The 22,511-nt window shown below is 44.5% G+C and carries 22 protein-coding genes and 1 tRNA gene; 12 read left to right on the top strand and 11 right to left on the bottom strand.

The genetic code is table 11. The features are described 5' to 3' along the window. Window positions 1–26 precede the first annotated feature (26 nt). From J4227_02160 to J4227_02150, 3 genes are all read right to left on the bottom strand, one after another. On the bottom strand, window positions 27–824 hold the full coding sequence (locus J4227_02160) for a VIT1/CCC1 transporter family protein (protein ID MBS3109309.1): 798 nt from the start codon (window positions 822–824) through the stop codon (window positions 27–29). 363 nt (window positions 825–1,187) lie between these two features. Continuing rightward, window positions 1,188–1,260: transfer RNA gene (locus J4227_02155), tRNA-Thr, on the bottom strand. 123 nt (window positions 1,261–1,383) lie between these two features. Beyond that, complete coding sequence (locus J4227_02150) at window positions 1,384–1,980, bottom strand: hypothetical protein (GenBank protein ID MBS3109308.1); 597 nt, start codon at window positions 1,978–1,980, stop codon at window positions 1,384–1,386. Between the two features lie 106 nt (window positions 1,981–2,086). Between J4227_02150 and J4227_02145 the strand changes: the two genes are divergently transcribed. The 4 genes from J4227_02145 (at window position 2,087) to J4227_02130 (ending at window position 6,440) form a co-directional block, all read left to right on the top strand. Then, the gene (locus tag J4227_02145) at window positions 2,087–3,283 is read left to right on the top strand and encodes a redox-regulated ATPase YchF (protein ID MBS3109307.1); all 1,197 of its coding nucleotides are present in this window, start codon (window positions 2,087–2,089) and stop codon (window positions 3,281–3,283) included. Window positions 3,284–3,475: 192 nt separating this feature from the next. Then, the gene (locus J4227_02140) at window positions 3,476–4,276 is read left to right on the top strand and encodes a stage II sporulation protein M (GenBank protein ID MBS3109306.1); all 801 of its coding nucleotides are present in this window, start codon (window positions 3,476–3,478) and stop codon (window positions 4,274–4,276) included. 247 nt (window positions 4,277–4,523) lie between these two features. Further along, the gene (gene ftsZ, locus J4227_02135; GenBank protein ID MBS3109305.1) at window positions 4,524–5,606 is read left to right on the top strand and encodes a cell division protein FtsZ; all 1,083 of its coding nucleotides are present in this window, start codon (window positions 4,524–4,526) and stop codon (window positions 5,604–5,606) included. Window positions 5,607–5,678: 72 nt separating this feature from the next. Beyond that, complete coding sequence (locus J4227_02130) at window positions 5,679–6,440, top strand: hypothetical protein (protein MBS3109304.1); 762 nt, start codon at window positions 5,679–5,681, stop codon at window positions 6,438–6,440. A gap of 18 nt (window positions 6,441–6,458) precedes the next feature. On the opposite strand, the gene J4227_02125 is transcribed toward J4227_02130, so the two are convergent. Further along, on the bottom strand, window positions 6,459–7,529 hold the full coding sequence (locus J4227_02125; protein MBS3109303.1) for a dihydrodipicolinate synthase family protein: 1,071 nt from the start codon (window positions 7,527–7,529) through the stop codon (window positions 6,459–6,461). A gap of 112 nt (window positions 7,530–7,641) precedes the next feature. Here J4227_02125 and J4227_02120 point away from each other — a divergent pair, with 112 nt between their 5' ends. Genes J4227_02120 through J4227_02095 form a run of 6 tightly spaced genes read left to right on the top strand, consistent with a single transcriptional unit; the run spans window position 7,642 to window position 13,151 of the window. After that, window positions 7,642–8,190 carry a hypothetical protein gene (locus J4227_02120; protein MBS3109302.1) on the top strand — a complete coding sequence of 183 codons (549 nt, stop codon included), beginning with the start codon at window positions 7,642–7,644 and terminating at the stop codon, window positions 8,188–8,190. Then, window positions 8,187–8,876, top strand: a complete 690-nt coding sequence (locus J4227_02115; GenBank protein MBS3109301.1) for a hypothetical protein — start codon at window positions 8,187–8,189, stop codon at window positions 8,874–8,876. The genes J4227_02120 and J4227_02115 overlap by 4 nt, the downstream gene beginning before the upstream one ends. Window positions 8,877–8,930: 54 nt before the next feature. Then, a complete protein-coding gene (locus tag J4227_02110) occupies window positions 8,931–10,634 on the top strand; it encodes an N-acetylmuramoyl-L-alanine amidase (protein MBS3109300.1) in 1,704 nt (567 codons plus the stop codon). Between the two features lie 42 nt (window positions 10,635–10,676). After that, window positions 10,677–11,303 carry an MBL fold metallo-hydrolase gene (locus J4227_02105; GenBank protein ID MBS3109299.1) on the top strand — a complete coding sequence of 209 codons (627 nt, stop codon included), beginning with the start codon at window positions 10,677–10,679 and terminating at the stop codon, window positions 11,301–11,303. A 48-nt stretch (window positions 11,304–11,351) separates the two neighbouring features. Further along, complete coding sequence (aspS, locus tag J4227_02100) at window positions 11,352–12,671, top strand: aspartate--tRNA(Asn) ligase (protein ID MBS3109298.1); 1,320 nt, start codon at window positions 11,352–11,354, stop codon at window positions 12,669–12,671. Between the two features lie 6 nt (window positions 12,672–12,677). After that, window positions 12,678–13,151 carry a hypothetical protein gene (locus J4227_02095; GenBank protein MBS3109297.1) on the top strand — a complete coding sequence of 158 codons (474 nt, stop codon included), beginning with the start codon at window positions 12,678–12,680 and terminating at the stop codon, window positions 13,149–13,151. Between the two features lie 11 nt (window positions 13,152–13,162). Here J4227_02095 and J4227_02090 read toward each other — a convergent pair whose 3' ends face one another. Both J4227_02090 and J4227_02085 read right to left on the bottom strand, forming a co-directional pair. Next, window positions 13,163–13,525: a hypothetical protein gene (locus tag J4227_02090; GenBank protein MBS3109296.1), complete on the bottom strand. Its 363-nt coding sequence runs from the start codon at window positions 13,523–13,525 to the stop codon at window positions 13,163–13,165. 30 nt (window positions 13,526–13,555) lie between these two features. Beyond that, window positions 13,556–14,005 carry an Lrp/AsnC family transcriptional regulator gene (locus J4227_02085; GenBank protein MBS3109295.1) on the bottom strand — a complete coding sequence of 150 codons (450 nt, stop codon included), beginning with the start codon at window positions 14,003–14,005 and terminating at the stop codon, window positions 13,556–13,558. Window positions 14,006–14,111: 106 nt separating this feature from the next. Here J4227_02085 and J4227_02080 point away from each other — a divergent pair, with 106 nt between their 5' ends. Together J4227_02080 and asnS are read left to right on the top strand one after the other, a co-directional pair. Then, on the top strand, window positions 14,112–14,657 hold the full coding sequence (locus J4227_02080) for a hypothetical protein (protein MBS3109294.1): 546 nt from the start codon (window positions 14,112–14,114) through the stop codon (window positions 14,655–14,657). 60 nt (window positions 14,658–14,717) lie between these two features. Continuing rightward, entirely contained in the window at window positions 14,718–16,019 is a 1,302-nt protein-coding gene (asnS, locus tag J4227_02075) for an asparagine--tRNA ligase (GenBank protein MBS3109293.1), read from the top strand. A gap of 36 nt (window positions 16,020–16,055) precedes the next feature. Here asnS and J4227_02070 read toward each other — a convergent pair whose 3' ends face one another. The 5 genes from J4227_02070 to J4227_02050 form a co-directional block, all read right to left on the bottom strand. After that, window positions 16,056–16,793 (bottom strand): hypothetical protein, encoded by a 738-nt coding sequence (locus tag J4227_02070; protein MBS3109292.1) that lies wholly within the window; start codon window positions 16,791–16,793, stop codon window positions 16,056–16,058. Between the two features lie 66 nt (window positions 16,794–16,859). Further along, window positions 16,860–17,693 carry a hypothetical protein gene (locus J4227_02065; protein MBS3109291.1) on the bottom strand — a complete coding sequence of 278 codons (834 nt, stop codon included), beginning with the start codon at window positions 17,691–17,693 and terminating at the stop codon, window positions 16,860–16,862. Between the two features lie 80 nt (window positions 17,694–17,773). Continuing rightward, a complete protein-coding gene (locus J4227_02060; protein MBS3109290.1) occupies window positions 17,774–18,526 on the bottom strand; it encodes a hypothetical protein in 753 nt (250 codons plus the stop codon). Window positions 18,527–18,620: 94 nt separating this feature from the next. Next, window positions 18,621–20,978: a beta-propeller domain-containing protein gene (locus J4227_02055; GenBank protein MBS3109289.1), complete on the bottom strand. Its 2,358-nt coding sequence runs from the start codon at window positions 20,976–20,978 to the stop codon at window positions 18,621–18,623. Window positions 20,979–21,226: 248 nt separating this feature from the next. Further along, window positions 21,227–22,453, bottom strand: coding sequence for a DNA repair exonuclease (locus tag J4227_02050; GenBank protein MBS3109288.1), 1,227 nt, complete (start codon window positions 22,451–22,453; stop codon window positions 21,227–21,229). Window positions 22,454–22,511 lie beyond the last annotated feature (58 nt).

Below are 22,511 nucleotides of genomic sequence, written 5' to 3'. Positions count from 1 at the left end.
TGCAGGTCGTTGCCTGGCATGTGCACCTATACTCCCATTCCTTTTAAGAAATATCCCACAAAATAGGCAACAGATGCAGCCAGCCCTCCGACAATTAGCATTTCAATTCCGCTCCTGAACCAATTTCGCTTTGTTACCATGACTTTGGCGCTTCCGACCAAAAATAAAATTAATCCCGTCAGGAACACCGAAATGCCGAAAACATTTGGCATCAGGCCAGGAAAGAATTTGGCCATCACAAATGACAATATTGGCACAAACCCTGCCAGTATGAATGCCGAGAAGGTGGCAAGTGCGCTTTGCCATGGCCGCTTTTCCGTAGGCGAAAAGTGCAGCTCTTCCATCATCATTGTGTCAACCCAGATTTTCTTGTCGGAAGTGATAATACCCACTGCCTTGTCAAGGTCTTTGCCTTTAAACCCCTTCTTTTTGTATATCTGCCTTATTTCCTCGCGTTCTCCATCCGGCACATGCTCAATTTCCCATTCTTCCCTTTTTCTTTCCTCATTTTGGAATTCAAGCTCGGCCTTGGTCGAAAGGTAATTGCCGGTTGCCATTGAAAATCCGTCAGCAAGCAGGTTGGCAAAACCCATGATGATGACGATCCCTGGATTCAGGGCAGCGCCCTGGACCGCGGATACAATGGCAAATGTTGTTACAGTGCCATCCAGGCCGCCATAAACAAAATCACCTATATATTTGCCGCCAAAGCTTTTTCCATGAAGGCTTTTCTCGATTACCCCTTTTTCATGGGCCTTTTTGCTGGCATCAATATCCTTCTTGTCATACGCTGCCAATGCCCTTTCAAGCCTGTCATTAATCATGCTTTTGAGTATTTGCTTGTGATATATATTAATTGTCATTTAGTCCATAAACCAAGTGGCCAGCGAGGGGGTTCCAGATCGCGCGGGTATCCCTTCGTATCAAGTTATTGTTTTAATCATAAGGCAAAATAATAAATAGCTTACCGCCAGCCAATAATTGCGAGGTGAAATTATGGATAAGAATGCAAAGAAGCCAGCTTCCAAGAAAAAAAGCATGAAGGAAAAGGGCAGCAAGGAATCGTGCTCATGCTGCTGCTGTGAATAAGCAGGCATTATATCCTCTTGAATAGGCTTTGAAATTCATTTTCATGAAACCAATCTAAATTTTATTGACAATATTCCTTGGATTTCTATAAGCATTTAAGCCTCCGGAGGGAGTTGCACCCTCGACCTCCTGCTTACAAGGCAAGCGCAATAGCTACTATGCTACGGAGGCAATTTTTTTGGCAAAAAATTGCTGAAAAATCAGGGAAAGTCCAAATCCAAGCCATTAATCCGTGTCTGAGAGAAGGATGGCGCTTTATAAAACTTTTGAGCCGCAAGCCGGGTTGAACATTCCCTATTCAATCTGAGTCTTCAACCCTCTTGGCGCAAAATAAGGCTTTGTGTGCGCAATGGGCCTCTTGATTTCCAGGAATTCCTTGACCAGATTCTGCAGTTCGTATGCATCCATTAGCAAATGATGCCTGTGTTTTTCCAGGTCTTTCCATATAAATCGTTTCCAGAATGTTGTCAGGAAATGCCTTAGCAGCGGATGATTGCGCCACTTGTTCTCATAGTCCACTTCCAGAATCGCCTGGCAGGAAACCCAGAATTCGCCCTTTTCCATTTTGAATTTCCTGTTGTCCTGCACCACTTCCACAGTAGTCAGGCCAAGGCCGTGCAAATCCACATTCAACAGCAGCCTGTAGAACTTGTTGTGCTGGGGCGCATGCTTGAATCTCCACTTGACCCACACTTCCTTGCCATGCTCCTGCCCCCTTGCCTCATAATACATTATTTCAGGAAAATCAGGGTCCTTGTCGCTTTCAACATACTGCTTCTCGATGAACCATTCATGGAGCATCAAATACAGGTGCTTCAGGCTAAATGGCCTTTCCTGTAGCTTGACTTCATACTGCGCTACAGTTATTCCCAATGGTATTGGCTTAGCCATTCATATCCCAACCAATATTATTACCAACAGTATATTAAATTTTCTGTAGGCCATGGTTCCAAGCCAAAATGATAAACTTATTAATCCACACACTTTTCTAAAAGCCATGCAAATTGGACTGGTGGGCAAGCCCAGCGCAGGGAAGAGCACTTTTTTCAAGGCTGCGACTTTGGCAGAGGCAGCCATTGCCAATTATCCGTTTACGACCATCAAGCCTAACACAGGAATTGGCTATGTCCGCGTGGAATGCGTTGACAAGGAATTTAATGTGCAATGCAATCCCAGGGAAGGGTTTTGCACGAATCATATGCGTTTCGTGCCTGTCCAGATTATAGATGTAGCAGGCCTTGTTCCTGATGCCCATCTTGGCAAGGGCAGGGGCAACCAGTTTTTGGATGACTTAAGGCAGGCAGATGTTCTTATACATATCATTGACACTTCAGGAAGCCTTAATGCGCACGGCGAGCCTGTTGAGACAGGCAGCCATAACCCGGCGGATGATGTCAGGTTTCTTGAAACAGAAATTGACATGTGGTACTATGGCATACTTGAGCGCGGCTGGGAAAAGTTTGCCAGGAAAATCCAGCAGGAGCACCAGCAAATACACAAGGCCATAGCAAAGCAGCTTTCTGGCCTTGGCGTGACTGAGGAAATGGCCGACAGGCTCATTGAAGACCATAAGCTCAACAGGGAAACCCCTTCTTCATGGCAGCCAATGGAACTCAAGGGTCTTGCAACCGCTTTCAGAAAATTGACCAAGCCAATGATAATTGCATGCAATAAGATGGACGTTTCAGTATCCCAGAAAAACTTTGAAATGCTGCAGAAGGAATTTCCTGATTACACGTTTGTGCCGTGCAGCGCAGAAAGCGAGCTTGCACTTCGGGAGGCTGCAAAACATGACCTGATTTCATATGTCCCCGGGTCAGCAGGCTTTGCTGTCAAAGAATCAGTGCCCCTCAGTGACGCACAGAAAAAAGCCCTGGATTTTATCAAGGGCTATATGGCCAATCACAATGGCACAGGGGTGCAGCAGATACTTGATTCCGCTATTTTTGATTTGCTCCGCTATTGCGCCATTTTTCCCGGAGGCGTGGGCAAGCTCCAGGACCAGCACGGGAATTTTATCCCAGATTGTTTTCTCATGCCAGCCAATTCAACAGCCCTTGACTTTGCCTTCCGGCTTCATACCGACATAGGCAAGCATTTTATACGGGCTGTCGATGTAAAGCGGAAGCAAACAGTTGGAAAAGATTACCTGCTCAAGCACAGGGATGTGATTGAGATAATCACTGGCCGCTAAAGGCTTGGCACAGCCAGCCATAGTGCTTTCGCCGCTGTCGATTACTCCCAGGCAGCCCATTAGCAAGACCCCAACGAGCACTATAGAAAACTATTTATTCCCGGAATGAATTTTGACATCAAGGATGCACAGTGCATCTGAAATTTTCCTTGGCGGATATTCAATAGTAAATTAAAATGAGGTGAAAATTTGGTGTTTGAGCAATTTATAAAGCTGCGATTCATAGAAAAGAAGCCAAATTACGCCTTCCTTCTTGGGTTCTTGTATTCTTTGATTGGCCTGATAAGCGCAAAAATGATTTTTCCCACCAGTGTTGGAATAATGTCCATCGCTTTTACCTCAATCCTGCTCATCCCCTCCCTAAACCAGCTCCTGGCCATAGAAGAGAACCAGGAGGTCAGGGAGAAGAAATTTTCCCTGAGACTATTATTCAAGGACCATAAGGATATCTTTGAAATTTACATATTCATGTTCTTTGGGATATTTTCAACATATCTTTTCTTTTCATTTGTATTCCCTGATGTGGTCACCTTGTCCTATTTTTCACCGCAGCTGAAAGTTGCAGGAATAACTGGTGCAGCAGCCTCGGCAGAGCATGCCTTTTTCTGGAAAATACTCAGAAACAATCTTCTTGTTTTAGTTGTGTCATTTTTCCTGTCGCTTGTTTATGGCGCCGGCTCCATCCTGTTCATTAACTGGAACGCATCTGTATGGGGAGCGGTGTTTGGCTTCATGTCCAGGCAGTCAATCCAGGCCAATGACCTTTTTTATGGATTTACGCACATTCTCCTTCCCTCATTCCCGCACATGTTCACAGAAGCCTTGAGTTATTTTGCAGCCGCTATCGTCGGTGGAATCCTGTCAAAAGCCATGATTCGTGAAAAGCTTTTTTCCAAAAGGTTTCACCATGTCCTGACAGATTCACTTATTGTCATGGTGCTGGCGGCAGTCCTGATTTTTGTTGCTGCCTACATAGAAACTTTTGTTGTCTAGGCTTTTTTCACCTTAAAATGCGGTTTCCACTGCAAGTTCTGAATTAACCTTTTCATTTTATATATGAAAATAATTTAAAAATCTTACAGAATATTAAACCAGTATACAAAATCGTAACATTTATATATTAGTATATCTATTCATATTAAACCGCATCAGGAAAGGGTGTGCTTGCTCTAGGCCAACTTATCCGGTAGGAGAGGAAAAGCCGGAGTATGGCACTCTTCAAAGACACGAGGTGATTATAGTGGATTTTTTGGTGAAAGAGGCACTAAAGAGCCTGCCTAATGATAAGGTGGCTCAAGAAAACAGTATTGGACAAGCAACTATCAGAGTGATTGGCTGCGGGGGCGCAGGCAACAACATGGTAAGCTGGCTCTACAAGAAAGGCGTCAAGGGAGCCGAAATCATAGCAATAAACACAGACAAACAGCATCTGGATATTTCTGAGGCAGACAAAAAATTCCTCATTGGGCGCAATGTTACAAGAGGATTGGGCTGTGGCGGATTCCCTGAAAAAGGGCAAAAATCAGCTGAAGAGACATTGAATGAAATCAGGGAGGTCCTGAACAAATCTGATATCGTCTTCGTATGCGCAGGCATGGGAGGCGGAACAGGAACAGGCTCAGCTCCCGTAGTTGCAAAGGTTGCCAGGGAAACAGGCTCAATCGTCATTGGCACAGTGACAATGCCGTTCAAAATTGAAAGGGCAAGAATAGACAAGGCTGAATTTGGATTGCAGCAGCTGAGGCAATTCTCAGATACCGTGGTTGTTGTTGACAACAACAGGCTCGTCAAGATTGCAGGCAACCTGCCAGTAGGCCAGGCCTTTGCAATTGCCAATGAGCTCATTGCCACAATGATCCGCGGCATTGTCGAGACAATTTCAGTCCCAAGCCTAGTCAACCTTGATTATGCAGATGTAAGGGCAATAATGACAAACGGCGGCGTGTCCACCATTGGCATTGGCTCATCTGACACCAAGAACAGGGTGGATGAGGCAGTCAAGGGCGCTTTGTCCAACCCATTGCTTGATGTTTCATATGAAGGTGCAACAGGCGCGCTAATCCACATTGAAGGCGGCCCGGACATGACACTGGATGAAGTCAACAGGATCGGAGAAATCGTCACCGAAAACCTCGATGAGGATGCAAACGTCATCTGGGGAGCCAGGGTAAGCGATGATATGCAGGGCAAGCTGACCATCATGACAATTGTCACAGGAGTTAAATCCCCCTGGATACTTGGCAAGGATGATGGACGAAGGAAGCAGAAGCAGCAGGCAGCTGCCGCTTCATACGACGATGAACTGCAGATCGAAATCCTGTAGAAAAAACTGTGAGTTAATTTAACACAGCCCGGGGCCGAACTGGCCCTCCAAGGCTGCCCAAAGGTGAGGCAAATGGATAGAGATGATGAAATTGTGAAGCGGATGGTCACGGAAATGGCCGAGACCAGCGAACCATTGATTTCAAGGAACAAAAAGCTGAGTGAGGATTTCAACACTTTCAAGAAGCTAGTTCCGGTTCTCTTGGAAAAGGGAGTTGACAATGTCAACCTCTCAATGTTCAATGAGACAACCAGGAAAAAAGTGCTTGATGCCCTGGGTGAAGAATACCTGCGAAAAGGGGAATTGAATAACGCCATCAAGGTTTTCATCTTGTCTTCGAACAAGAAAAGGCTTTCAGCCATTGGCCAGGATTATGAAAGGCTTGGCCAGGTCGGGAATGCCATTGATGTCTACAGGCTTTCTGACGATACACCCAGCCTGCAGAGACTAGGCGACAGGTGCCTGGAGGATGGGCACATCCTTGATGCAATCAAGGCCTTTCGCATACTTAACGCAGTTGACAAGCTCAGGTCAGTTGGAGACGACTGCCTAGCCAAGGCCAAATGGGATTATGCCATCGAGGTTTTCACAGCCATCAATGACGCTGCAAAGCTCGTTGAGGTCGGCGACAGGTGCCTGGATGACAGGCAAATTGTCTATGCGGCAAAAGCTTATGAGCTTGCATCTGACAAGGACAAGCTGTCAATGCTCGGCGACACATGCCTGAGGGAAAGCCTTTTTGTCACAGCCTTGCGATGCTACACGCTGGCAGGCAATGACATGATGGTGCAATTCATCAAGGAGAACTTTTCGAACAAGCTGGCCGGAATCTAATCCGGTTTATTTTTTATTTTATAATTTTCTGATTCTTGTTGCTAAGCCCGCAGAGGCCACCAAATCATTTTTCAGCGCTTTATCGGTCCTCGCAATAAGGCTGTTATATTGTTTCAGGTTGTCCAGCAGCCTGGTCAGTGTCAGCTTCTCTTCTTTTGTCAGCTCAGGAGTGCCACTTGCCACTTCATCCGACGCTATAATTCCCTGTTCCTTGAGCAGGTATTTTATTACCGGAATGGCTTTTTCACGATTAGGGCCCATCATCTCGTAAGCACTATGAATAAATGCCCGGTGCATGGGGTCTATGCCTGCCCTGTCGGCTTCCATAATATGCCTGACATAATTATTCACAACATCAAATGCAACAGGAGCAAATCCTGACACTGCTCCCTGCACCAGCTGGCCATTTTCAAGATGAGGGCTGGCAAAGTTCTCGCCCCCTGCATAAATCCTGATTTTACCCTCTGAAGCCTTTGACAGCCTTTTCATCTGGTCATAGTTGTTTGAAACCTTTATGCCGACAATGCGATTGTTTTTGTCAGCATCCAGCATCATTTTGAGAGTGTCAGCATCCAGGCTTTCACCACGTGTTATGGCCGGATTATCATAAAGGATTATGTCCAATGGAGAATCATTAATGTCACCAAAAGACCCTTCCAGAATACCCCGTTTGCTGTAATTCCCCCGCTGCAATAATCCACCATTGCTTCTATGCTTCAGTGGAACAACAACACCAGCCGTAGCTCCCATCCTCGTATATTTGTCAGCCAAATATCCTAATTTTCTATCATCCATGAAATTTTGAGTGGTCAGTATGACCCATAAAGGCTTGTCACTTCCGCCTCTTGTTTTCAGCTCGCTCATCCCTTCGACAATGCCCCGCATTGCCTCGTCCAAATCAGCATTGCCGAGCCTCCATTTTTCACCTGTGGAGGAATGTGCCATGTAGCCGGCTGCATGGGGGTTGCTTGTGACAATCTTTGCAATGCTTTCCCTGTCAGCTCTCCCATCTTGCATTGCAGTGGGGACAGGTATGATTATGCCAGATGGCGTATTCATCTCTCTTGATATGTAATCTGTTGAAGTCATGGGATCTAGCCATATATGCTTATTTTTAAACCTTTGCATTGTTGTCATTATCAAGTAGTATCTCATGGAATATATCAATAAAAATAAATAATACCAAAGCCATGGCAAAACCATGCACCCGCAAGTTAGGACTGACTTGATATCAACTCTATCCAAAGTGGTCAAAATCCTGGAGGCAAAGGATGAGACAGATTATTCTGAGCTTAAGGCACTGAGCAATACAACAATCCACAATGCCTCAATCTTCCAGGACCCTGATTCAATATCAGTTGCAGTAATAGTATACTCAATTTCCAAAATCTATGAGCGCACAGGGGAATTGCATCCAAGCCTCCATGCGCATATAAGCCAAATGCTCCATTTCCTCATGGCCAATCATGAGCAGAATTTCCATAAGGCTGTCCGGAACATGATGCTGCATATTGCACGCATGGATCTGAAAGTCGGGAAATATATAGAGCAAGTGGTGCAGCAGGCCCGAATCAAGAAAGGCAGCCGGCTCTATGAGCATGGGATATCAATTGCCAAGTCTGCTGACCTGCTCGGCGTTTCCCAGTGGCAGCTGCTGGATTATATTGGGAAGACAACAATGACAGACGTCCCATTGCGCGTCGAGGATGTAAAACGCAGACTTGAATACACCCGGAGCCTGTTCAAATGAAAAGCCTTGTTTTCGATGCAGGGCCAATCATAAGCCTGGCCATGAATAACCTCCTTTCCATACTTGAACAACTTAAAAGGCGGTTCAATGGTGAATTCTATCTGCCAACAGGCGTGAAAAGCGAAGTTATCGACAGGCCTTTGGCCAGCAAAGTTTTCAAGTTTGAGGCATTGCAGGTCCAGTCCCTTGTCCACAATGGCACTTTCAAGCTAATCTACAACAATGAAATCAACAGCCTTACAAACCATCTGCTTTCCCTGACCAACAACAGCTTCGAAGCATATGGTAATCCAATAAGGATAATCCAATACGGCGAAATGCAGGCATTGGCAAGCGCAATTTTTATGGAATCCGAGGCTGTTGTAGTGGACGAAAGAATGACCCGCATCCTCATAGAAAATCCCAGGGTTGCGGCTGAGATACTGAAAAACAGGCTTCATGCCCCCATCAAGGCAATCCAGCGCAATATCGATGAGTTTATCCATCATACAAGAAAAATCAGGGTCATAAGGAGCGTTGAGCTTGTAACCGTGGCCTTTGAGATGGGCCTGCTTGACAATTACCTGCCGCAGATGGAGGATGCGGAAAGGCAGCTTCTTGACAGTGTTTTATGGGCCGTGAAGCTGAAAGGCTGTTCAGTCTCCCAGGCAGAAATAGAACGAATACTCAAGCTTGAAAAAGTTTAATCCTTCTTCTTACCGCAATTTATTTATAACACTGAAATGCATAAACAGATACTCATGGTTTCGAAAAATCCCCCTGTACCTCAGCCTTCTGCACAAGAATCCTTGCAGGCTGCATGGGATGATGCAAAAGAATGGATAAACAGGGATTTGGCATATGTGTGGAAAGACGAGGTGAAACAGGACTATAAAAAAATTGAATCAGCAACATCAAGAATTGCTTTTATTTTCAGAAGACTGAAAGCACACCATCTTGTCAACAGGCAGGAATACACTAAAGAATTGCATGATTTGAAAAAACTTCTCAGCGAATTGAACAACATTGAGCCAAAGCAAAAATGGGTCGATAAAATTGATGCGGATATCATGCAAATCATTGACGATCTTGAGCTTGGCTTATCGAGGAGAAAATTTCTGAGAACAGCAGGGCGGGCCGCAGCAGGATTTGCATTGTCCAGCCTGATACCAAACTCTTTGAAAGCATTTGCCAAAAAAGCAGCAGCCAAGACAGGCTCAACATCAATGAAGGCCTCTGGGGAACTTAGCGTGGTAGATTCATATAGCCGATGGAATAACAAAAGGCCATACAGGCCTGATACAAAGTACATAATCCTCCACACCACCGAAGGTGGAGGAAGGGGAAGCCTTGAAAGCCTAAAAAAGCATGGCGCTGCAAACTATATGGTAGATACGGACGGGAAAGTATGCCGGATAATCCATTCAGGCAAGGTTTCCAACCACGCTGGAAGGAGCATGTGGGGGGGCCTTACAAATTTGAACTATCATTCAATTGGAATTGAGGTAGTTGGCTACTATGACCGGCCTATAAACTTACAGCAAATCAATTCATTAAGATTGCTTCTTTACCAGCTCCAAATAAGATACAAGATAAACGATTACAACGTGCTGACACATTCCATGGTTGCATATGGCTCTCCAAACAGGTGGCACCCCAAACCGCACAGGGGGAGAAAGAAATGTGGATTATTATTTGCAGATCACCGGCTTAGGAAATTGCTTGGCCTTGATGACAGGCCAAAAAAGGACCCGGATGTCCCGAATAGGCTGGTAATTGGCGATCCAGTCTTGGCGCAGGCTCTCTATGGAACAGGGCAGGATTTTGATAGGGCTGTTGGTGTTTATACTGCCCCTGGCTCTAATATTATCAGCAGCAGCAACAAAGCTTGGGACATTGCCCGGGCAATGTTTGATGACCCATCTACTCTTTATATTTTTTCTGATGGCAGGCAAGCCAGGGGGCATGAGATAGCAGACTGGAGCAACATACCTTCTGGAACAATGGTTAAGCTAAATCAGCCTATTTCTGGTGAAGAAATAGCTGCTTCCGAAGAATCATTTGAAGGTTTCAAGGTTCTTGGCGTGCATGGAAAAACACCATTTGAAATCGCCGGCTCACTGGCAGAGACTGACAGAACAATCTATTTGCTTGAGAATGGCTGGATAAGGACTGGATTGGACATCAAAAAACAAGGCAGGGATTTGCGGGATGCAAAAATAAATTTCAGCACTCTCGCAGCCGGAACCAGGATGCTTGTGGGCTACATTTATGGGGGGAGGATTTTGAGCGGCGGCAAATCAGCCGGGGGCATAGCGGGCTCCAAATGGAATGACCCTTCCACATACTACATCCTGCCATATGACTGGAAAAAGAAGGCTCCTGCAAAAATATTTACAGGCGATGACATTGGCAACAGGGAATCCAGCATACCCAACGGAATCATTGTGGTGTTTAAGGAATAGGCTGTACCAACATTTAAATAACATTTTTCATTCTAAGGAAATATGGGGCAGATTAAGTGGCTGGGCCATGCCGGGTTTGAAATCATTGGCGAAAAAAGGATATTCCTTGACCCATTCCAAATTCAGACTTCTGACACGGCTGACATCATCCTTATTAGCCACAGCCATTATGACCACCTGAGCAAGGAAGATATCAAGAAGATTGCCACACCATCAACAACAATTGCAGTCACGCCTGATTCGCAAAGCAGCCTCAGGGACTTTCCCGGCAAGGTTGTGCTTGTTGAGCCTAACAACACCTATGATATCGGAGGCGTGAAAATCCACACAGTCCCTTCATATAATGTCAACAAGCATTTCCATCCACAGGCAAATGACTGGGTAGGCTACATCATTGAAACAGAGGGGAAAAGGATTTACCATGCAGGCGACACTGATCTGATTCCGGAAATGGGCAGCATGCCCAGATTTAATATTGATGTCGCAATGCTTCCTTGCTCCGGAACCTATGTAATGACGGCAAGCGAATGTGCAAGGGCTGCCGAATCAATCAGGCCCAAGCTGGTTGTCCCAATGCATTGGGGCAGCATTGTCGGGACAATCAAGGATGCAGAGATGGTAAGGGACCTTCTTTCGGGCAAAATAGCAGTTCAGATTCCTGAGAAATAGCTTAAATAAACAATCATCTTTAAATAATCTTCAGTTTCTCTTTCTTCCATGATGCGCACGCACACCTGCGGGGAATTGAAAGCAAATGACGCTGGCGAAAAGGTGACTCTTTGCGGCTGGGTAGACACAGTGAGGGTGCAGGGCAAAATTGGATTTCTGCTTTTGAGGGACAGGCACGGGATAACGCAATTCTTCCTGAATCCATCATTGGCCAAAGAGTTCGGGACAATAAGCAAAGAGTCTGTGCTCTTGGTCGAAGGAACTGTGAATAAAAGGCCTGAAAATCAGGTCAAGAAAGAAATGCCAACGGGCGAAATTGAGGTTGTAGCTGAAAAAATCCAGCTAATCAGCAGAGCTGAAACACCGCTTCCAATTGAAGTTGCCGAGGATACCACAACAGTCATTGACAAAAGGCTTGATTACAGGTTTCTTGACCTGAGGAGGAAAAGGATTGAGGCAATTTTCAAAATCAGGAGCAGGCTCCTTGGCGCAACAACTGAATTTTTCATAAAGGAAGGCTTTATCAACATAAACACGCCAAAGCTGACACAGAGCGGAGTTGAATCAGGCGCAGAGGAATTCAAGATTGACTATTTCGGCAGGAAGGCATCATTGGCGCAGTCGCCGCAAATCTACAAGCAGATGTTCGTAATTTCAGGCCTGGAAAAGGTTTTTGAAATCGGCACGATTTTCCGGGCGGAAAAATCCCACACGACAAGGCACCTTACCGAGTTTGTGGGGATTGATTTTGAGATGGGATTCATCAAGGATGAGCATGACGTGATGGACGTCATAGAGCGCTACCTTAAGCATGCCACAAAGGCAGTTTCCCATGATTGCCACAATGAGCTCCAGATTCTCGGTGCGCAGGTCCAGGTGCCTAATGAAATTCCAAGGCTGGATATTTCAGAAATCAGGAAACTGCTGAAGGAGAGAGGCAAGGCGGTTCCTGAAGATGACGACCTTGATGCTGAGGCTGAAAAACTGCTGGGTGAAATTGTGAGGGAAAAATTCGGCTCCGAATTTGTCTTTGCATTGAACTATCCCTGGGCCAAAAGGCCATTCTATCATATGAGGCCAGATGGAAATCAAAAAGGGACGCGCTCATTTGACTTAATCTATCGCGGTGTTGAAATTGGAACAGGCGCGCAAAGGGAGCATCGCCTGGACATCCTCGAAAAGCAGGCAGCTGAAAAAGGCATTGACATGGCAAAACTGCAATTTTACAGGGATATTTTCAGGTTCGGGGCAATCCCGCATGGCGGAGTCGGGCTTGGAGTTGACAGGATAGTGGAGCAAATGCTCAATTTGGGAAACATAAGGGAAGCCATACTTTTGCCACGCGACCCTGATAGGCTTACACCTTAGGCTAACATGAATAATGTCACCAAGCAAATAAAGGAACTTCTTGAGTCAATGAATTTTAATTACAAGCTTTTGGAGCATGAGCCAACTCCAACCTCACAAATAGCTGCAAAGGTCAGGGGCACCAGTGAAAGCCAGGGCGCAAAAGCCATTGTCCTGAGAAGCAGAGGAAAATTCCTAATATGTGTTCTCCCAGGGAATCGCAAAATCGACCTTGCCAAAATGAGAGCAGTCATAGGCGAGAAAAGCCTTTCAATGGCAACTCCTGATGAAGTTCTTAAGGCAACTGGATGCGTTGTTGGTGGAGTTCCGCCTTTTGGCAATCTTTTCTCAATTCCGGTTTATCTCGACAAAAGCATGCTGAAAAATGATGAGATTGCTTTTAACGCAGGTGTGCAGACTGCATCAATAGTTATGAAATCAGAGGATTATGTCAAGGCTGTAAAGCCAATTATTGAAGAATTTTCAATGACTATGTCATGATAAAGTAAAATTTACCTTAATCTCGTGCCGCAGTTATGGCAGAAATTTTGTTGCGCGTGGATTTTTGCATTGCATCTCTGGCATGTTGCATACGCATGCTGATGATGTGCCTGAGGCTGCCTGCCTTGTAACACCTGCTTGAATGTCGGGTTTGCTCCTGCATGATGCACAGCCTGTTGTTGCATCATTGCGGCAGCTGAAGCATTTCCATGAGTTGCAGGCTTTGCCCTGGCCCCCTCTTTGTCGTCAAACAGCCTTACTATGCCGTAAACCAAAAAGCCAATGCCAACAATCAGGAACATTACCCTTGTCCCTCGCTCAAAAGAAATAAAGCTCATCAATATGACAAATGCGCCAACTCCCAAAATCACCATCGGTGGAATTTTCGTGTAATTCACCTCTTCCTAAAACTCATGCAGTATAACCATTGTCCTTGTCTTGTCAATGCCGTCAATATTCCTCAGTTTGTTGACAACAAAATCATTCAAGCTGTTGATATCATCCAGGTCTATTTTGAGTATTATGTCAGTTTCGCCGGCCACAATTGCCACTTCCGAAACGCCATCAATTTGTCGTATTTTCCTTGCAATTTCCTCCTGTGAGAATCTTTTGATGTGCTGCTGCGGGTAGTTTACGCTTACCAATATGTATGCAGATATCATCTTTCCTATTTTTCTTTTGTCGATCTGCACAGAATATTGCTTTATTATTTTTTCCTCTTCCAGCTTTTTTATCCTGTTATGGACTGTGGTTATTGGTATTCTTGTACGCTTTGATATTTGCTGGCTTGTCAGCTTGCTGTTTTCCTGGATTAAGCCTAGTATTTCCAAATCCTTGACATCAAGTTTTCTCATAATATGGAAAAATTTTCCATTATTTATATAATTTATGGTTATTTTAGTAATAAATTCCAACAATTATGAAATAAATTTAAATAGGTGTTTTAGATTCCCCCATAGGATGCAAAAAGACTCGCTTGTAGAAAGAATAGAACATGACATCGGAAAGGTTGATTTGCTTAGGTATGGCCATGAAATAGACACTGTTGCTGAAAAATTCGAAGCTCTGAGAAAATTAAAGGGAAAGATACCAGATGGCATTGCTGTCCTTCAGACTTTGTTGTTATTTTACAAAAGTGGCGGGCATGGGCATTATTTCCTGCATTCAATGCCAAAGAAAAGTGGGGAGGATAGGGTTGACAAAGGCAAGCTTGCAAGGTATTTAGGCGTTAGGCAAGTTTTGTTTCCAGATGTTCATGCCTCTTTTTTTTACCCAGATTATGATATCTACCTCAACCCCCTTCCAAAAAATCTTGCTGACCTTACGCACGTCATGATGGAATCTGCTGATGAGAATCTGTTAGTGGAAATGCCAGTTACCAGAAGGCTTGGTGTGATAGTGCCTTACGGTTACCTGACTCAATTGGTGGCAGAGCATGCTGGTGAAAAATATGTCAAACTCCCAAGAAGCAATGGGCATGAAGCCCTGCTGCAGGCGCGCTTTTAATACAGACATGCGCAAAGATTAGGCAAACTTTTTATAGTCTATATTTTACTGCATAAAACAATGCAAAAAATACATTATCTCACAATCCAGGAAGCCATGCATAAGGGCCATGGCCATGTTTCAATTAGGGGCTGGGCCTGGCGCGAAAGAAAGAGCAACAAGCTAGCATTTATAGTTCTGCGCGATGGCACAAACATTATCCAATGTGTCTTTGACCGTGAAAAATTCTCAGATGAAGAATGGAAGCAGATTGATTCCCTCCTGATTGAGTCCTCGCTCGGAGTCACCGGTGAAATAAAAGAGGACAAGCGCGCACCAAGCGGTTTTGAAGTCTTGGTTGAAAAATTCCATGTGGAGCAAATAGCAGAGCCTTTTCCCATTCAAAAAGACCAATCCCCAGAATTTCTTTTGGACAACAGGCATCTCTGGATAAGGAGCAGGAAGATGCTGGCAGTAATGAAAGTCAGGAACACTGTGCTCCAGGCATTCAGGAATTTCTACCTGCATAACGGATTCCTGGAATTTTCGCCACCAATCCTGCAGCCCAACCAGTCAGAAGGAGGCTCAACCCTGTTCGAAGTGAAGTATTACAAGGAAAAAACCTATCTCGCACAGACATGGCAGCTTTACGGCGAGGCCGCAATTTTCGGCTATGAAAAATTATTCTGCATTTCGCCATGCTTCAGGGCAGAAAAGAGCAAGACCTCAAGGCACTTAAGCGAGTTTTGGATGGCCGAAATGGAGCAGGCATGGATTGGCCTGCCGCAATTGCTTGACTCAATAGAGGCGTGCATAGCATTTATTGTCAAGGAAGTCACTGAAAAAAATGCAGAGGATTTGAAATTGCTTGGGCAGGATATCGGAAAGCTGAAGAAAATAGTCCCGCCGTTCCCGAGAATCACCTACAGGGATGCTTTGAAGCTTCTCAAGGAAAAGGAAAATATGGATGTTGAATTTGGAAAGGACCTGAGAACAATAGAGGAGGACCTGATTGTCAGGCATTTTGACAAGCCGGTGCTTGTCACAAATTACCCAAAAGACATCATGGCATTCTACAAGCCGTCTGACCCGAATGATTCTGAAACAGCATTATGCGTTGATGTTCTTGCGCCTGAAGGATATGGCGAGATTGTCGGCGGAAGCCAAAGGGACCTCGACGTTGAAGAAATGGCAAAAAAGCTGGAGAGAGACGGCGAGGACCCGAAAAATTATAATTTCTACTTTGACTTGAGGAAATATGGCAGTGTTCCGCATGCAGGCTACGGCCTTGGCGTGGAAAGGGTTGTTTCATGGCTCTGCCATCTTGACAACATAAAGGATGCAATTCCCTTCCCAAGGACAATGCTGAGAAAGAGCCCATAAAATTCTATAAAATATTATTAAAAATAATTAATTCACTTATGCAGCCATCCTATAAGCTGGTCGCGGCAGGACATAACTTTTTGACACTTTGATATCCTTGTCAACATTGTATTTCAAGAATATCCTCCCTCCAACTCCTGCCAATGTTTGTGTTTGCGCTTGTGCAGGGACAGGCCACTGGGAAGTGTAATGCCAAAAAGCGCCCAGCGGGATTGGCAAATACACCAGGGATTTCAGGTATGCCTTCCAGAAATTCTGCTTAAGCGAATCAAGAGCCTCGCTGAATGCCTGTTTCGGGTCGTCCATAAATCCTCTGAAAGTGTAATTGTGCAGCAAATATCGTATTGGAAAATACATTGCATATGAAAAGGGAATCAATGCCCCAAACCCAACTGCCATCTTTGTTATCCAGTTGGGCAATAAATTAAACCCTGCATAGCCAGCAATTCCATACGGGGCCATCAAGGAGCCAAACAATGTTTCGGCAAGGAGCCCTTTGGATGTGACTGGCCGCTTGTTCTTTTTTTGCACCATCTTGTAAACAATCATATTCGCAGACATTGTAACAGGCGTGGTCATTGCGCCATAGATAAATGATGAGCCAGCGAGAGCTGACAGCCCACCTGTAAATAGGGCGGACAGGCTGACAGCCATTCCCGCGACAAGCTTTCCTTTCCAGCTGAGATTTTTCCATGCCTGCCACAGGCTTGTATTGGCTTTTGCAGCAATCCCTTCATGATTTGTTGTGTCTGCGACTTTCTCTTCAATTCCCATGGAAAAATAAAGAAGGGGCTTTATAATATGCGAATGCTACAAGAATTTTAAAGCTGCAATGTCAAATCATTTGCCGAAATATTTCAAAACTTTCTCCTTAATCTTCTTAGCTACAGATGGATTTCTCGTTATCACAATCTCTATCGGATGCTTCTCAAAGGTCATTTCAGTCAGGATGTCAATCTTGTTGAATGACAGGAATTCCTTTGAGAGGCTGTAGGCATTCTTCATGCGGCTCCTCAGCTTTTCAGGCATGAAAATCTGGATTACGCAGTCCCCGTGCACCCATGTGTCTGCCGGAAGGTTCAGGTTTACGCCAACTTTTATGTTCCCGAGGAACCTGTAGTAATTCCCAAGTATGATGTCGCCGAATGTTTTTTCCTGGCAAAGGCAGTATATCTTGCCTTTGTTCTGGTCGAAAATCCTCTTGAGCCTGTCCCTTTTGTTCTTCTGGGCAAAAGGGATCCAAAGATGAACGAACTGCATGTAGAGCTCCCTTTTTTTCTGTGTGTCAAAAAAGTCATTTTCAAGGGCATATAAAAGAAAATCCCCCAATTCCATGAGGCTGTTGACAGTAAGCTGGGTTGTCTGCAGGTCAAATCTCTTGAACCTTCCCATCTGGGAATAATTCTCCTTGAGGTTTTCAGAGAACTTGACTAGCCTGTCAATCCATTCCTTGCTTAAAATGTACTCCTTTCCGACCTTTTCAATGATCTCTTCATCTTTCAGCTCATTTATCGCGAACCTAATCCCCTGATAGCTGACTTTGAGGTTGTATTTTTTTGATATTATGTCATGCAGCTTAGTCAGGTTGAGCGGGTAATCTGTGCAGAGTATATTGAAGACTATTTCCTTTACTGACCTTTTTTTCAATCCAGGGAATATCATTGCCTGTTCCATGGGCATGAAAACAGCTTATTCATTTTTAAAGCTATGCCTTTAATTTGAAATAAGATTTTAAAGAAATTGTAGTGACGGCTTCAATGAGGAATCCTTTCTACCTTTTCCACAGGAGGGAAACTCTTTGGGCCAGCTTTAGCAACGTCTTCAAGAGATACGCCTGGGTTAGCTTCTATGAATTTTCCCCTGTCCAAAACCGCGATAATCCTATATCTATTAAAAAGGTCTTGATTTATCGACATTAATTTTCCATGCTCAAATCCCAAAATGTTAAATGGATCCTGAAAACTTTCATAATCCACAGAACGTTGTCCATTTTCCCCTACTAATGGCAGGGCAAAATATTCCGTTTTTCCATCCCTGGTTTTGTATTCTCCAACTATTTCCCAGGCAACTATTTGTCCTTTGCCCTGTTTAAAGATTCTCCCGTCAACCGCTTCCATTTTATCTAGGCCCATATCTTCAATGTGCCGTGGTCCCCCATCAGGATATCCATTTGCTAAATTATCTAAAGTTCCAATGTAAGGCTGACCATTGACAATCCTAATCACATGCCCGGTCAAGAATAATCCATCTCCAAATGCTTTCCCAAGCGTCTTATGTTTGGAAGGTGCCTGATAGTATAAGTCATACAACTCATTCATTTTATAAAATGTTTGGGCCGGAGTAGGTAAAATGCCCTCGGGAATTTCAAGCTCATTAATCATTCTTAAGCCTTTGCCAGCACCGAAACCAGAAATGTATTCTGTTATTTCCTTAGGCAAATCTGTCATTACAACTGGCTGAACCAACTTCCTGTCGCCTTGATACAACTCAACATTTGTTATTGCCATGCTGCGTATATATAAGATAGAAAATTCTTAAAGCTTTGCATTTTTGCTATATTCAAGTAGTTATAATGATTAATAAAAAAACAAAAAATTCGCCTTACCTCCAATAGTAAGGCGAGTTCTCCTGGTAAGGCAGCTTAACTGTGTTCAGCTCCTCAAGGTTGTTCGCAAGGTCATTTATCTTGATGAACTTGTTGCTGATTGTATACAGGTTGTCATCCATATACAGGCTTCTCATGACGCTTGCAGCATCCCACCAGTACCAATATTCTGATTTTGTGCTGGAATGTGTGACCTTGCCTGTTGTGTCTATACCCTCCTCTGTCACCTTGAAGACATATGCCCCGTGCCAGATGGAATTGCTGTACCTGTATTGGCTGAGCTTTGTCCTTTCAGTCACTTCAGTGATTGGCAGCACCAGGAGGTTTTTTTCCTTGCTGAACAGGAAAGCCTTATGGTCGTACAGCACTGGGCTGTCGCTTCCACTGTCACCAATTACGACTTTGTCAACAAGCTGGGGGTCATTGACATCCGTGACATCAAACAGCGCAATCTTTATTCCTGTTGTGGTCACGCCGCCAAAGTCGCCTTCCGTTGTTTCTTTGCCAACGCCGATTATATGGTTCTCATCATAGGGGTGCAGGTAGTTGCTGAAGCCAGGTATCTTCAATTCGCCAAGGACCTTTGGATTTCTTGGGTCAGACAAATCAATCACAAAGAACGGGTCAGTCTGCCTGAATGTTACCATGTACAGCTTGTTTCCAAGGAACCTGGTTGAATAAATCTGCTCATCTTCTGCAACGCCTGTCAGTTCGCCAATAGTTTTCATGCCTGAGTCAAGGACATAGACATTATTGTACTGGACTCTTTTCCTTGCCCAAACATCCACTGTTGTCGCCACTCTCAGGTATCCCTGGTTCTCATCAATTGAGAACTGATTTAAAAGTCTGCCATCCACTTCACCCTTGGCATTGTAATCAATCATTCCGTCCTGTATGCCAATCTTGTGGATTACAGTCTTCCTGTCCTCCATTGCTTTTTTGGTGTCATACTCATCCAATGCATCAAGGATAGTCTCAAAGACGTCCTGGTATTGGTCCTGGAGGTTATCATTCTGGTCAAGCTCTGTGAAAAAGACAGACAGGACTTTGCTGATTTCCTGCCATTCCTCATTCTCAGGCAGTTTTTGGTCCTTAATTGAAACTATCTGGGTCTTGAGCTCTTCTGGAAGCAAAGGCAGGATTACATCATCAAACCTTTCTTTTTCATAGGCATCTCCCCAGTATCCGCCCCATCTCCAGTAATTCTGCTTCTGGTAGGCAATGTAGATGTTGTTTTCAGAAACCATCAGGGTGTTGGCATAGCCAAGCATGAAAGTCTTGCTGTCAACGACTTTTTCATTGTCCATGTCTATTGAAGCTATGGTGTTGAACTGGTATTCACTCTCTGGATTGTCAAAATAATATATTTCCGGCTTGATTAGCTCTTGTCCCGTCACCATGGGTTCCATGAGCAAAGGCCCGTAGCTTACACCATCCTGGGTCACAATGTAAACCATGTCACCTATCATCCTGGACTGGTAATAGCTTCCGGTCATGGAGAATGATTCAGATAACTGGGGGTCAGTCCTGTCGCTGACATCATAGATATAGATATTTGTTCTCTGCCTGTATGTTGGCTGGGGCATGATGTCATACCTTGGGAAATAGAACCCTCTTTCACTGCTCTCGGTAATAACCATCAGCTTATCCCCGTTTATGAAAATCTCCCTGCCTCTTTCGTCACTATAGTCATAATCCGGATAGCCAATGTCTATCATCACAGAGTCCATGCTTGCAGCTTTGCCAGCAGATGTCTGCGTTTCAGCAGGATTTGTTCTGGCTTTCTCAGCAAGCTCAGTTGTTGACACAATCTCTGCATTCTCTGCATCATAAGCATCCACAATCACCAATTTGTTGTCAGCAATCATGTAAATGTACCTGTTGTCATTCTTTACAAAATCGCCTTCATCCACATTTTCATACTGCACATTGGTTTGTGAATAGTCCCCTGCTCCATCATCAAAGTCCATGGAGTTTGCTGTGCCTGAGGATTTCTGGGAGACGCTGTCTGCAACAGCCAATTCCATTGCGCCTTCTGCCATTGTTGCCACAGGGGCCATGCCTCCTCTTCCAATGCCATACATGTCTGCGCCGGATTGTCCGGATATGGCCCTCTGGGCCAGGAATTGCCTAAGCTCATTGACATCCTGGAATTTTATCAATCCCTGCGTCGCAAGCTTGGCCTCTCCTTCAGACAGGAGTGAAACTCCCTCTGTCAGCCCGCCGCTGGACGGGATAATATTGTCAGCGCCATTCTGGCCTCTGTCAGGCATCTCAATTTTGCATGCTGATACAACCATGGCCAGGATTGCCACTGCCGCAGCCATAAAAAAAATCTTGTTTTTGTTTTTCATCTCGCATCACCGCCTGATTTTTTGACTCAATAGCTGTTTTTTATAATTTTAAATCAATGTCAATAAGGCTTGTAAGATATTGGAGTATAAAAGCCTTGCATAGCCTTCAATCCAGGTTGAAGTCATATATAAATCATCATTAAACTTCATATATCATTTTTTTGCCATTCGCAAAAAGCATGCAACAATGGCTAAAAAATGTCAGAATTTTCCATCCAGTCTATGACCGGTGGTTATTAACATGCCAGTCAAATCTTCATGAGCCTGTTGGCGTCATCCTTTATCCTTCTCTCGAAGTCAGCCACCCTTTCCCCTTCATTCCTTTCAGCGGTTAGTGCTTTCATCAGGCCTAGAACCAGCTTCTGCTCCTCTGTGGCATTCATGCCATCAATTTTCAGCTGGCCAAGATGCTCGGCTATTACTTTGCTTTCGATTTCTTCAACTGAACCCTGGTGTATCTTTATTTCTTCAAAGCTTTCTGTTCCAAGCTTGAAGGTATTTTTCAGGACAACATAGGCTTTTTTCTGCATCATTGCTTCAACAGTTTCATTGATGTTTATGTCGCTTATCTTGCCGCCGCTGAGATTCCCGAAAAGCCTCAATGTCACAATTTTATGCTGCAAATCTTCATTGTCAGTCCTGTCACCAATCTCCTTTCTCACCTGCTCAGGCGTTTTTCCATCGCAGTCAAATTCCAAATGCAATGTCTCGAAGATTTTGATTGGGACGAACTCCATTTTCCCGTCTTCATAAATATAAAAGCCGCCATGGTGCAATTCCTCAATCTCGCTGAAGCTGTTTGGGAACAACGGCCCTGGATAAACCACCCTCCCATACTCCTTAATCTCCTTGTTGAAAACCATGTGGACGTGGCCCCCGGCATAATAGTCGAATCCCTTGGGCATGATGGAAATTGGATTGCTGTCCAGATGTTCCTGCCCTTCTTTTTTCAATTCATTCAGCGCAGTGTGGAAAACAAAAATCTTGAATCCTTTTTCCTTTTCAAGGCTCTCCCTGTCAAGGCTTTCAAAATAAGCCCTCTCCAGCATGTTTCTCCTGCCCAGGATGCCAGTTATTTTTGCCCCTGTTTTTTTATCCGTTGTCATCCTGAGCCTTAATTTCTCTCCTGCGACCTCCCCCTTTGTCACATTAACCAGCAGGTCTGCGCTTTCAAGGACATCAAGCATTGTCTTGCCAGAAGGCGAATAATCATGGCTTCCGGCAACAATATATACAGGAATTCCAATGTCCTTCAATTCCTTTAGCCTTTTTGCCACAACCTTAAGGCTGTCCAGGGGCGGAAGCGAGGTATTGAAAAGGTCCCCGGCAATTATTATGAAATCAACCTTTCGCTCAATTGCCGCATCCAAGGCCCTGCAGAAAGCTTCTGTACTCACATATCTCAGCCTCGGGTCTCTCCAGCTTCCAACATGGCAGTCAGCCATATGCGCAAATTTCATATTAATCAGCTTCATTATATATATTTTAGTAGATATTTTAAAAACTATATATATAATAATCTATTTTTTATCA

Source organism: Candidatus Woesearchaeota archaeon, from assembly GCA_018303405.1.
Lineage (GTDB): Archaea > Nanobdellota > Nanobdellia > Woesearchaeales > JABMPP01 > JAGVYD01.
The sequence above is the reverse complement of the archived record's forward strand: the minus strand, read 5'-3'. Positions and strand labels throughout refer to the sequence as shown.

Excerpts from the sequence above, each read along its gene's own strand:
- J4227_02160 (MBS3109309.1), bottom strand. The coding sequence starts at position 824 with ATGATTAATGACAGGCTTGAAAGGGCATTGGCAGCGTATGACAAGAAG.
- J4227_02150 (MBS3109308.1), bottom strand. The coding sequence starts at position 1,980 with ATGGCTAAGCCAATACCATTGGGAATAACTGTAGCGCAGTATGAAGTC.
- J4227_02145 (MBS3109307.1), top strand. The coding sequence starts at position 2,087 with ATGCAAATTGGACTGGTGGGCAAGCCCAGCGCAGGGAAGAGCACTTTT.
- J4227_02130 (MBS3109304.1), top strand. The coding sequence starts at position 5,679 with ATGGATAGAGATGATGAAATTGTGAAGCGGATGGTCACGGAAATGGCC.
- J4227_02125 (MBS3109303.1), bottom strand. The coding sequence starts at position 7,529 with ATGACTTCAACAGATTACATATCAAGAGAGATGAATACGCCATCTGGC.
- J4227_02120 (MBS3109302.1), top strand. The coding sequence starts at position 7,642 with ATGCACCCGCAAGTTAGGACTGACTTGATATCAACTCTATCCAAAGTG.
- J4227_02115 (MBS3109301.1), top strand. The coding sequence starts at position 8,187 with ATGAAAAGCCTTGTTTTCGATGCAGGGCCAATCATAAGCCTGGCCATG.
- J4227_02110 (MBS3109300.1), top strand. The coding sequence starts at position 8,931 with ATGGTTTCGAAAAATCCCCCTGTACCTCAGCCTTCTGCACAAGAATCC.
- J4227_02105 (MBS3109299.1), top strand. The coding sequence starts at position 10,677 with ATGGGGCAGATTAAGTGGCTGGGCCATGCCGGGTTTGAAATCATTGGC.
- aspS (MBS3109298.1), top strand. The coding sequence starts at position 11,352 with ATGATGCGCACGCACACCTGCGGGGAATTGAAAGCAAATGACGCTGGC.
- J4227_02095 (MBS3109297.1), top strand. The coding sequence starts at position 12,678 with ATGAATAATGTCACCAAGCAAATAAAGGAACTTCTTGAGTCAATGAAT.
- J4227_02090 (MBS3109296.1), bottom strand. The coding sequence starts at position 13,525 with ATGGTGATTTTGGGAGTTGGCGCATTTGTCATATTGATGAGCTTTATT.
- J4227_02085 (MBS3109295.1), bottom strand. The coding sequence starts at position 14,005 with ATGAGAAAACTTGATGTCAAGGATTTGGAAATACTAGGCTTAATCCAG.
- J4227_02080 (MBS3109294.1), top strand. The coding sequence starts at position 14,112 with ATGCAAAAAGACTCGCTTGTAGAAAGAATAGAACATGACATCGGAAAG.
- asnS (MBS3109293.1), top strand. The coding sequence starts at position 14,718 with ATGCAAAAAATACATTATCTCACAATCCAGGAAGCCATGCATAAGGGC.
- J4227_02070 (MBS3109292.1), bottom strand. The coding sequence starts at position 16,793 with ATGGGAATTGAAGAGAAAGTCGCAGACACAACAAATCATGAAGGGATT.
- J4227_02065 (MBS3109291.1), bottom strand. The coding sequence starts at position 17,693 with ATGGAACAGGCAATGATATTCCCTGGATTGAAAAAAAGGTCAGTAAAG.
- J4227_02060 (MBS3109290.1), bottom strand. The coding sequence starts at position 18,526 with ATGGCAATAACAAATGTTGAGTTGTATCAAGGCGACAGGAAGTTGGTT.
- J4227_02055 (MBS3109289.1), bottom strand. The coding sequence starts at position 20,978 with ATGAAAAACAAAAACAAGATTTTTTTTATGGCTGCGGCAGTGGCAATC.
- J4227_02050 (MBS3109288.1), bottom strand. The coding sequence starts at position 22,453 with ATGAAGCTGATTAATATGAAATTTGCGCATATGGCTGACTGCCATGTT.